The organism is Actinotalea subterranea (assembly GCF_008364845.1).
Classification (GTDB): Bacteria; Actinomycetota; Actinomycetes; order Actinomycetales; family Cellulomonadaceae; genus Actinotalea; species Actinotalea subterranea.
Genome location: NZ_VTTP01000006.1, coordinates 180395 through 190587, shown reverse-complemented (window position 1 = coordinate 190587; position 10193 = coordinate 180395). Strand labels below are relative to the sequence as shown.

Sequence of the window (10193 nt, the reverse complement as noted above, 5' to 3'; positions counted from 1 at the left end):
CGACCCGGGGCGGCTCACGCAGCGTCGGGGAAGGGCCACCCGTTGGGCTGGCACGGCGCGACCCCGACGGTCTGCTGCTGCATGAGCGGGGCGCGCTCGCCAGGGGCGGGGCACTCGACGTGCCGGTGCCCCAGCAGGTGACCGACCTCGTGGTTGACGAGGTATTGGCGGTACTGGGCCTTGTCGGGGAACTCGGGGTTCGCCTGCACCCAGCGCATGTGGTTGAGGACCGCGTGGCCCTTGGTCCCGCACGAGTACTGGCCGACCGTGTCCAGCGGTGCGCACAGCTCGTCCACCAGGTCGGGCGACGCGAGCACCACCCGCAGGTCGGCGGGGCCGTCCGTCCGGGCGAAGCTCACCGAGCCGTCGGCGCCCCAGCCGCGCGGGTCGTTGAGGGTCGCCATGACCGTCTCCGCGAACAGGGCGCCGTCGACGGGCAGACCGGCCTCGACCTCGACCCTGATCGTGGTCACGGCCCGGTCCGGGAAGGGCGCGGGGGTCGAGCCCGCGACGACGACGAGCTCACCGTCGGCCGCGTCCTGCACCGTCGTGGCGAGCAGGCCGGCCTGGCGGTCCGCGAACGTGAGCCCCGCCGCGTCCACGGCGACTGGGTCGATGCCGACCGGGGCCGCGGGGGTGGCGTCCGGCAGCGGGTCACGCGCGGCGGAGCGGGCGACGGCTCCCTCGCGGTCCTCGCGCACGTCTGCCCCGAGCAGCTCGGACGGGCTCCCGGCCGCGAGCGCCGGGGCCTCGACCTCCGCAGCCTGGACCTGCGCGGCCTCGACCCCGGTGGCGTCGAGCACCACGTCCGCGGGCCCTCGCCCGACGAGCGACCCGGCGCCCGCCCCGGCGGCGAGGGCGAGCGCGACACCCACCGCGAGCGTCGGCGCCCCGAACCTGGGCGTGACGAGCCCCTGCGCCGCGCGACGCCGCGCGTGGCGCCGTGGGGAGGTCCGGACCGCGTGGGATCCGGACGAGTGGGGCTCGGTCACCGGTCCATGGTGACATCCGCGCGGGCCTGCCGTGCACCGGGCGGCCGACGGGCCCGCGGTCCGCCCGTCGATAGCATCGGCGGGTGACCGACGCCGCGCACCGTCCCCGCGCCGCCCGGATGACCCGGGACGCGCGCCGCGCCCAGGTGCTCGCGGTCGCCCAGGACCTCTTCGCCCGCGAGGGCTTCCACCACGTGTCGATGGACGACATCGCGGAGCAGGCTGCGGTGAGCAAGCCCGTCCTCTACCGCCACTTCCCCTCGAAGCTCGACCTCTACCTCGCCGTGGTCGACCACCGCGGCGAGGCGCTCGTCGCGGCCGTCGACGAGGCCCTTGGCGCCGTCGGGCAGGCCGACGCCCCGGCGCACGGCCGGGCCGTGGTCCGCGCCGTCGTCCAGGCGTACGTCGAGTTCGTCGAGCACGCCGGGGAGTCCTCCTCCCTGCTCTTCGAGTCCGACGTGACGCACGACGACGTGGTGCGGGCCCGCGTCGAACGCGCGTCCGCGGACGCCGCCGAGGTCATCGGCCGGGCGCTGCGCGAGCTCGCGGGCCTCTCCCTCGAGCAGGCGGCGCTCCTCGGGAGCGCGCTCGTCGGGATGGTGCGCGTCGCGGCCACGGCGCGCTACCGGTCCGGCCACGTGGGGGTCGAGGAGACGGTCGACCTCGTCACCGAGCTCGCGTGGCGAGGCGTCGCGGGGCTCGTTCGCGAGCGCCCAGGGCCCGCCGATCCGCCCTGAGCGGACAGGGCGGCCAGGAGGTGCGGATCGGCGGCCTGGCCTGCCTAGGATGGCGCGACGAGCCGGATCCGCGGCCGACGAGGTGTGGAGGCGATGAGACGTGGAGATCACGATCGGGGTGCAGCACGTGGCCCGCGAGCTGGTGCTGGAGACCGACCAGACCTCCGAGAAGGTGACGAAGGACGTGCTCAAGGCCCTCGAGGTCGGCGCTCCCCTCGAGTTCACCGACTCGCGCGGCCGGCACGTGGTCGTGCCCGCGGGGGTCGTCGGCTACGTCGAGATCGGCGGCGACGAGACGCGCAAGGTCGGCTTCCACAACATCTGAGGCCCGACGGGGCCGGGCGCCCGGTCAGGGCGTCAGGCCGAGCCGCTCCATCCGGCGCGAGTGCTCCGCGGTGAGCGCGGCGAACAGCTTCTGCTGAGCGTCACCGTTGCCGGGCACGTCCGCCATGGCACGCTCGAGGAGCGCCTCGAGCTCGGTGTGGTCGGCGACGACGTTCTGCACGACGCCGAGCGCCTCGCCGACGAGGCGACGGCCCCAGAGCGCGAGGCGCGACGCGAGCGTCGGGTCGGCGACGCACGCGCGGGCGAGGGCGTCGACCACGAGCTGCGCGTGCCCGTCGTCGGACAGCACGCCCACCACGAGGTCCCGGGTCTGCGGGTCGAGCGCCTGCGCGACCATCCGGCTGAAGTCGTCCGCGACGCCGTAGCCGACGTAGCCCTTGAGCAGCCGCTCCCACCACGTGCTCGGCACCGTCCGGCCGTCGAACTCGACCAGCACGCCGGCGAACGGCCGCATGACGGGCTGGAGGTCGCCCCCGAGCTCACCCACGCGGGCGCGGATCGCGTCGAGGTTCGTCAGCGCGACCCCCGCGAGGCGGCTCAGCTCGAGCCGCTGCCCCAGGTCGGGGGCGAGCGCCGCGTCGGCCGCGAGCCGGGAGAACGCCGCGAGCTCGCTGTACGCGAGCATCCCGAGCACCGCGAGGCACGCGTCCTGGTCCACCGGGACGGGCGACGTCGACGGGGTGGGCGGGCTCTCGGGCGGGACTGTCGTCATCGCGCCAGGCTAGCCCTCGCCCGACGGCGCACTCACCCTCCCGGACGTGCGGCGGGCCGTCCGATAGGGTGGGTCCGTACATCGGTTGACCGGTCGTCCCGACATCCTCGCCCGCGGGGTGCGCGCCACGCGCGTGCATGCCAGCCAGGGCGGCGCCTTCCACGATCGGCTGCCGGCCCCCGCCCACGGCGCGGCCCGCTCCCGGTGCGGCGAGCACACTCGCCGCGCGGAGGCGTGTGGCCCCGTCGGGCCGACACGACGAGGACACCATGAGCACCACCACCGAGCCCGGCGCCGCAGGTGCCGGGGCACCTGACGAGCAGGTCGCGACCGCTCCCCAGGCCACCGCGCAGTCCGTCCAGAGCGACCAGAACCCCTCGTTCGCCGACTTCGGCATCCGCGAGGAGATCGTCCGGGCGCTGTCCGACGGCGGCATCACCCACCCGTTCCCGATCCAGGCGATGACCCTGCCGGTCGCCCTGTCCCGGCACGACATCATCGGCCAGGCGAAGACCGGTACCGGCAAGACCCTCGGGTTCGGCATCCCCCTGCTCGAGCACGTCGTCTCCCCCGGCGAGGACGGCTTCGACGAGCTCCCCGCGCCCGGCAAGGCGCAGGCGCTGGTCATCGTGCCGACCCGCGAGCTCGCCGTGCAGGTCGCTGGCGACCTGACGACGGCGTCCAAGCACCGCTCGGTCCGCATCGTGCTGCTCTACGGCGGCCGCGCGTACGAGCCCCAGGTCGAGGCCCTCGGCCGCGGCGTCGAGGTCGTGGTGGGCACGCCCGGTCGCATGATCGACCTGATGAACCAGGGCATCCTCGACCTGGCCCGCGCACGCACCGTCGTGCTCGACGAGGCCGACGAGATGCTGGACCTGGGCTTCCTGCCCGACGTCGAGAAGCTCCTGGCGAAGACGCCCGCCTCGCGCCACACCATGCTGTTCTCCGCGACCATGCCGGGCGCCGTCGTGGCGATGGCCCGCCGCTACATGACGCAGCCGACCCACATCCGCGCGACCGACCCGGACGACGACGGCGCGACGCTCAAGGCGATCAAGCAGGTCGTCTACCGCGCCCACGCGCTCGACAAGGTCGAGGTCCTCGCACGCCTGCTCCAGGCACGCGGCCGCGGCCTGACGATCGTCTTCGCCCGGACCAAGCGCACCGCCGCGAAGGTCGCCGACGACCTGGCGGAGCGCGGGTTCGCCGCCGGTGCGATCCACGGCGACCTCGGCCAGGGTGCCCGCGAGCAGGCGCTCCGGGCGTTCCGCACGGGCAAGATCGACGTGCTCGTGGCGACCGACGTCGCGGCCCGCGGCATCGACGTCGACGACGTCACGCACGTCGTCAACTACCAGTGCCCCGAAGACGAGAAGACGTACCTGCACCGCACGGGCCGCACCGGCCGCGCGGGCCGGACCGGCACGGCCGTGACGTTCGTCGACTGGGACGACATGCCGCGCTGGGGCCTCATCGACCGGGCGCTCGACCTCGGCTACCCGGAGCCCGTCGAGACGTACTCGAGCTCGCCGCACCTCTACACGGACCTCGACATCCCCGAGGGCACCAAGGGCCGGCTGCCCAAGGCGGCCCAGGTGCGCGCAGGCCTCGACGCCGAGACGCTCGAGGACCTCGGCGAGACCGGCAAGCGGCACGGCAAGAGCGGTCACGCCGACGGCGGCGCACGCTCCGGCCGCTCCGGTGAGCGCGGGCGCGAGGACAAGTCGGAGCGCGGCGGCCGTGGCCGGGGCCGCGGCGAGGGCGCCCGCACGGGTGACGACCGTCCCGAGCGCGGCGAGCGTCGTCGGCGCGGTGCACAGGACGGCGCCTCCGCCGAGGGCACGGGGCAGCCTGAGGGCGCGGGCACCGAGGGTTCCCCCGCGGCCGAGCGCACCGCCGACGGGGCACCCGGTGAGGGCCGCGCCCGCTCGCGCACCCGGAGCCGCCGCCGCACCCGCAGCGGCCGCCCGGCCGGCGAGTCCGACGGCGCACCCGCCGAGGGCGGCGCACCCGCCGAGGGCGGCGCACCCGCCGAGGGCTGAACGCACGTCACGAAGGCCGGCACCCGCCTCGGCGGGGCCGGCCTTCGTCGTTCCCGGGGCTCGCGGGCGGGCCGGGCCGGACGCACGGACCGGTCAGGCGGTCCGGCCCGACCGCGACGCGTGAGCCCGGTCAGCCCGGTCATCCCGGTCAGCCCGGTCAGCCCGGTCAGCCCGCGAGGATGAACGCCCGCACGGCGTCCGCCACGAGCTGGACGGCGATCGCGGCGAGCAGCAGACCGGCGATGCGGGTCACGAGCGTCGTGCCGCTGTCCTTCAGGACCCGGTGGATGAGGTTCGCGAACCTCATCGAGAGCCACAGGCACACGTGCACGGCGACGACGCCCAGCGCGATCGAGACCCAGTGCGCGGGCTCCGACGCGCGCTGGACGAAGACCATCGTCGCGACGATCGCGCCCGGCCCGGCGAGCAGGGGCGTGCCGAGCGGCACGAGCGCCACGTTGACGCCCTTGTTGCCCGACGGCTGCGGCTCCTCCGACTTGCCGGTGAGGAGCTCCATGGCGACGAGCAGCAGCAGGAGGCCGCCCGACGCCTGCAGGGCGGGCAGGGAGATGTGCATGTAGGACAGGAGCTGCTGGCCGAAGAGCGCGAAGGAGACGATCACGCCGAAGGCGACGAGGATCGCCTGACGCGCCGCACGGTTGCGCTGCCGGCCGGTCATGGCGCCCGTGAGCCCGAGGAAGATCGGCACGGTGCCGGGCGGGTCCATGATGACGAACAGGGTGATGAAGACCTCGGCGAAGAACCGCGCGTCGACGATGCTGCTCACGGCCGGACCACCTCGATGCTCCCCTGCTCCTCGATCGCCGCGAGCACCTCGGGCGACGTCATGCCCTCGCCGAGCCGGTTCGGCTTGCCCGTGCCGTGGTAGTCGCTCGACCCGGTGACGAGCAGCCCGTGCGCGGCGGCGAGCGCCGTGAGCCGCGCGCGCTGGCCCGCGTCGTGGTCGCGGTGGTCGACCTCGATCCCGGCGAGGCCCGCGTCGACCATCTGCGCGACGACCCCGTCCGCGACGATGCGGCCCCGCTCGACGGCGCCGGGGTGCGCCAGCACGGGCACGCCCCCGGCCTCGCGTACGAGCGTCACGGCGCGCACGGCGTCGGGCGCGTAGTGCGGCACGTAGTAGGGCGACCCCGCGCCGAGCAGGGTCGCGAAGGCGGCCGACCGGTCGGCCACGTGGCCCCGCGCCACGAGCGCGTCGGCGATGTGGGGCCGACCCACGGTGGTACCGGGAACCGTCTGCGCCACGACGTCCTCCCAGGTCAGGTCCATGTCTGCAGCCACGAGGTCGACGATCGCGCGGGCCCGGTCCAGGCGTGCGCCGCGCGTGCGCTCCGCCTCGGCGAGCAGGCCCGGGTGCTCGGGGTCGTGCAGGTAGCTCAGGAGGTGCACGCTCATGCCGTCGGCCCGGCAGGAGATCTCGGCGCCCCGCACGAGCGCGACGCCGGTCGAGGGCACCGCGGCGGCGGCCTCGGCCCAGCCACCCGTCGTGTCGTGGTCCGTGAGCGCCACGACGTCGAGACCAGCGGCCGACGCCGCTGCCATGAGCTCGGCCGGCGCATCCGTCCCGTCGGAGACGACGGAGTGGGTGTGGAGGTCGATGAGCACCGGTCAAGCGTAGGGGTCGCGTGCGGGTCTCCACGGCACGGGGGTCCCGCACGGGGGCCCGTTCGTCGTGGCCGTCGCTGCGCACCAGGTGGGACGATGGTGCGCATGGCTGACCTGAACCCCGCCGACCAGACCCCGCGTGAGACCACCGAGCAGGCCGCCGCGCCTGCGACGGCCCAGCCGGCCGCCGGGCAGGCGCTCGGCGACCGGGGCTCCAACCGGTCGCAGCGCCCGACGTCGGCCGCGTTCCGCGCCTTCATCGCCGACCGCTGGGCGGACCGTGCCGCGGCGACGCCCGAGGCGGCCGAGGTCGCCGGGTACGCCGCCGCCCGGCGTGCGCGGATCTCCGAGCTCTTCCCGGGTGAGCGACTCGTGCTGCCCGCCGGTCCGCTGGTCACGCGCTCCAACGACACGGACTACCGGTTCCGCCCCCACTCGGCGTTCGCGCACCTCACGGGCCTCGGCACGGACCAGGAGCCCGACGCCGTCCTGGTGCTGCACCCGGTCGACGACGGCCACGAGGCGGTCCTGTACTTCCGCCCCATGTCCGGCCGGGACACGGAGGAGTTCTTCGCGGACGCCCGGTACGGGGAGTTCTGGGTCGGTGCGCGCCCGACGCTCGAGGAGCTCGCCGCCACGACGGGCATCGCGACGGCACACCTCGACGAGCTCGCGGCCGCGCTGGCCAAGGACGTGGGCCCCGACGGCGTGCGCGTCCGGGTGGTGCCCGGCGCCGACACCGGGGTCTCGGAGGCCGTCGAGCAGGCCCGCGCGGACACGGACCTCGACGCCGAGGAGCTCGTGGCGGCCGACGCGGAGCTCGCGGAGGCGCTCAGCGAGCTCCGGCTCGTCAAGGACGAGTACGAGGTCCGGCAGATGCGCGAGGCGGTCGCGGCCACGATCGCGGGCTTCGAGCGGGTCGTGCGTCAGCTCGGCCGCGCGGTGCAGCACCCCCGAGGTGAGCGCGTCATCGAGGCGACCTTCGACGGCCACGCACGCGAGGAGGGCAACGCTGTCGGCTACGAGACGATCGCCGCCTCCGGCGAGCACGCCACCACGCTGCACTGGATCCGCAACGACGGCCGCGTGCGCGAGGGCGACCTCGTGCTCGTCGACGCCGGCGTCGAGGTCGAGTCCCTGTACACCGCGGACATCACCCGGACGCTGCCGGTCGACGGGACGTTCGACGAGGTCCAGCGGCGGGTCTACCAGGCGGTCCTGGACGCGGCCGACGCGGCGTTCGCGGTCGCCCGGCCCGGCTCGCGGTTCCGCGACGTCCACGCCGCGGCGATGGAGGTCATCGCCGCGCGCCTCGCCGAGTGGGGGCTGCTGCCCGGGACGGCCGAGGAGTCGCTCGACCCCGACGGCCAGTTCCACCGCCGGTGGATGGTGCACGGGACGAGCCACCACCTCGGTCTGGACGTGCACGACTGCGCGCAGGCCCGCCGGGAGCTGTACCTCGACGCGGTCCTGGAGCCGGGGATGGTCTTCACGATCGAGCCCGGCCTGTACTTCAAGTCGGACGACCTGGCCGTCCCGGCGGAGCTGCGTGGGATCGGGGTGCGCATCGAGGACGACGTGCTCATCACCGCGGACGGCCACGAGAACCTCTCGGCCGCCCTGCCGCGGCGCCCGGAGGACGTCGAGGCCTGGATGCGCGCGCTGCTCGCCGACTGACGGCGAACCGAGGGGGCCGGCGTCCGGAGGCGGGCCCGTCCGGCACCGGCTCACGCGTTCGGCCGTACGCCCGGTCGCGGGCGGGTCAGCGGTCCGGACGCAGGCGCCCGGCGTCCTCGACCGCCCGGCGGAGCAGCCACTCGACGTGCGCGTTGGTGCTGCGCAGGTCGTCGGCCGCCCACCGGGCGAGCGCCTCGTGGACCGCGGGGTCGAGCCGCAGGAGCATCGACTTGCGCTCCCGCGCCCGGGCGGGACGCGCCTCGGCGGCATCGGCGTCGGGCTCGTCGCCCGGCGCACGCTGCCCACCGGGGGCGTCCCCACCGGGACGGGGGTCCGAGGTCACTGGTAGAGCGTCCCCGTGTTGACGACGGGTGTCGCGCGGGAGTCACCGCACAGCACGACCAGCAGGTTCGAGACCATCGCCGCCTTGCGGTCCTCGTCGAGCTCGACGACGCCCTGGGTCCGGAGCTCGTCGAGCGCCATCTGGACCATGCCGACCGCACCCTCGACGATGCGCGAGCGTGCCGCGACGACAGCGGACGCCTGCTGCCGCTGGAGCATCGCCTGGGCGATCTCGGGGGCGTACGCGAGGTGGCTGATCCGGACCTCGACGATCTCGAGGCCGGCGACGACCACGCGCTCGGCGACCTCGTGCGCGAGCTCGAGCGAGACCTGGTCGGTCGAGCCGCGCAGCGTGGGCGTGTCGTCCGGGCCGTCGTACGCGTAGGTGCCGGCGACGTGGCGCACGGCCGCCTCGGCCTGGACGGCGATGAACTCGTCGTAGGCCTCGACGGCGAAGCTCGCCTTGGCCGTGTCGGCCACCTGCCACACGACGATCGCGGCGATCTCGACCGGGTTGCCCGTCAGGTCGTTGACCTTCATGCGCGCGGTCTCGAAGTTGCGCACGCGCACCGAGAGCGACTTGCGGGTGCTCAGGGGCAGCACGAGGACGAGGCCGGCGCGGCGAACCGTGCCCACGTAGCGGCCGAAGAACTGGACGACGTTGGTGCGGCCCGGCTGGACGATCGTCAGCGAGCCGAGCAGGACGGCGAGGACGAGGTAGGCGACACCGCCGAGGACCGCGGGCAGGACCTCGCCCGACTGCTCGCCGACGATCACGCCCCACGTCCCCGCACCCCCGAGAGCGAGGACCGCGGCGAGGCCGACGAACCCGTCGACCTGCCAGGCGGAGCGTTCCGCGATGTCGACCCTGGCACCTCCCGGGCCCACCGGCTCGGCCGTGAGCACCGGCTGGTCCTCGTGCTGGACTGACGTCATGGTTGCTGCCTCCTCGGGAACCGGCGCGCCACGATGGCCGCCGACATCACAGTGATATCACATTGATGTCGGTGAGTGCGAGCGCCTCCACCCGTTCGGTCGCGGGCAGCGACGTCCGGCAGGGCGCGGCCCGTCAGCGCTCGTCGGTCCCGTCCGGGGGCGGGTTGGGGCCGGGCACCTGCGACACGCCGGGCGCCGTCGTCGGCGGGGCCGCGGCCGTCAGACCGCCCCGCGTGCCGCCGAGCTCGGCGAGCAGGGCCCGCGCCTTGTGCGCGTGCTCGGACGCGCACAGGAGCCCGTACGACGTCGCGACGATCTGGCTCGACGACGTGAAGTCGCGCTTGCCACCCGTGAAGGCGTACGAGATGACCGAGAAGAGGATGCCGAAGGCGGCACCGATCGCGATCGCGGGCAGGATCGGCAGCACGGCGTCGCCTGCGCTCGCGAAGAGCGACAGCAGGAGCCCGACGAACAGGCCGAACCACGCCCCCGACGCGAGGCCCGCGAGCGCGACCCGTGAGTAGGTCAGCCGACCGGTGACCCGCTCGACCATCTGGAGGTCGGTCCCCACGATCGTGACGTGCTGGACGGGGAACTCCTTGTCGGACAGGTGGTCGACGGCCGCCTGGGCCTCGAGGTAGGTCGGGTACGCCGCGATCTGCTCACCCTTCGGCAGCGTCGGCACAGCAGGGGTACGGCCGCTCCGGTTCATCGTCATGCGGCAATTGTCTCCCGAGGCCGCCGGGGGAACCACCGTCGGACGCGGTCCATGCTCCCCGCCGCG

The 10193-nt window shown here is 74.8% G+C and carries 11 protein-coding genes; 4 read left to right on the top strand and 7 right to left on the bottom strand.

Annotated features, from left to right (window positions below; translation table 11 throughout):
• Positions 1-14: 14 nt before the first annotated feature.
• Complete coding sequence (locus FZ988_RS12355; RefSeq protein ID WP_246169464.1) at positions 15-992, bottom strand: DUF3152 domain-containing protein; 978 nt, start codon at positions 990-992, stop codon at positions 15-17.
• 83 nt (positions 993-1075) lie between these two features.
• On the opposite strand from FZ988_RS12355, the gene FZ988_RS12350 reads away from it, so the two are divergent.
• Positions 1076-1729, top strand: a complete 654-nt coding sequence (locus FZ988_RS12350) for a TetR/AcrR family transcriptional regulator (RefSeq protein WP_246169463.1) — start codon at positions 1076-1078, stop codon at positions 1727-1729.
• A gap of 100 nt (positions 1730-1829) precedes the next feature.
• A complete protein-coding gene (locus FZ988_RS12345; RefSeq protein ID WP_149204324.1) occupies positions 1830-2054 on the top strand; it encodes a DUF3107 domain-containing protein in 225 nt (74 codons plus the stop codon).
• 24 nt (positions 2055-2078) lie between these two features.
• Here the strand turns inward: FZ988_RS12345 and FZ988_RS12340 are convergent, their stop codons facing one another.
• On the bottom strand, positions 2079-2786 hold the full coding sequence (locus FZ988_RS12340; RefSeq protein ID WP_149204323.1) for a ferritin-like fold-containing protein: 708 nt from the start codon (positions 2784-2786) through the stop codon (positions 2079-2081).
• Between the two features lie 269 nt (positions 2787-3055).
• On the opposite strand from FZ988_RS12340, the gene FZ988_RS12335 reads away from it, so the two are divergent.
• On the top strand, positions 3056-4828 hold the full coding sequence (locus FZ988_RS12335) for a DEAD/DEAH box helicase (RefSeq protein ID WP_149204322.1): 1773 nt from the start codon (positions 3056-3058) through the stop codon (positions 4826-4828).
• Positions 4829-4994: 166 nt separating this feature from the next.
• On the opposite strand, the gene FZ988_RS12330 is transcribed toward FZ988_RS12335, so the two are convergent.
• Both FZ988_RS12330 and FZ988_RS12325 read right to left on the bottom strand, forming a co-directional pair.
• Positions 4995-5615, bottom strand: coding sequence for a MarC family protein (locus FZ988_RS12330; RefSeq protein ID WP_149204321.1), 621 nt, complete (start codon positions 5613-5615; stop codon positions 4995-4997).
• The gene (locus tag FZ988_RS12325) at positions 5612-6454 is read right to left on the bottom strand and encodes a PHP domain-containing protein (RefSeq protein ID WP_149204320.1); all 843 of its coding nucleotides are present in this window, start codon (positions 6452-6454) and stop codon (positions 5612-5614) included. The genes FZ988_RS12330 and FZ988_RS12325 overlap by 4 nt, the downstream gene beginning before the upstream one ends.
• 105 nt (positions 6455-6559) lie before the next feature.
• Here FZ988_RS12325 and FZ988_RS12320 point away from each other — a divergent pair, with 105 nt between their 5' ends.
• On the top strand, positions 6560-8131 hold the full coding sequence (locus FZ988_RS12320) for an aminopeptidase P family protein (RefSeq protein WP_149204319.1): 1572 nt from the start codon (positions 6560-6562) through the stop codon (positions 8129-8131).
• Between the two features lie 85 nt (positions 8132-8216).
• On the opposite strand, the gene FZ988_RS19005 is transcribed toward FZ988_RS12320, so the two are convergent.
• From FZ988_RS19005 to FZ988_RS12305, 3 genes are all read right to left on the bottom strand, one after another.
• On the bottom strand, positions 8217-8474 hold the full coding sequence (locus FZ988_RS19005; protein WP_149204318.1) for a type II toxin-antitoxin system antitoxin: 258 nt from the start codon (positions 8472-8474) through the stop codon (positions 8217-8219).
• Positions 8471-9409 (bottom strand): SPFH domain-containing protein, encoded by a 939-nt coding sequence (locus FZ988_RS12310; RefSeq protein WP_149204317.1) that lies wholly within the window; start codon positions 9407-9409, stop codon positions 8471-8473. The genes FZ988_RS19005 and FZ988_RS12310 overlap by 4 nt, the downstream gene beginning before the upstream one ends.
• Before the next feature lie 133 nt (positions 9410-9542).
• Entirely contained in the window at positions 9543-10127 is a 585-nt protein-coding gene (locus FZ988_RS12305; RefSeq protein WP_188079084.1) for a YflT domain-containing protein, read from the bottom strand.
• Positions 10128-10193: the final 66 nt, after the last annotated feature.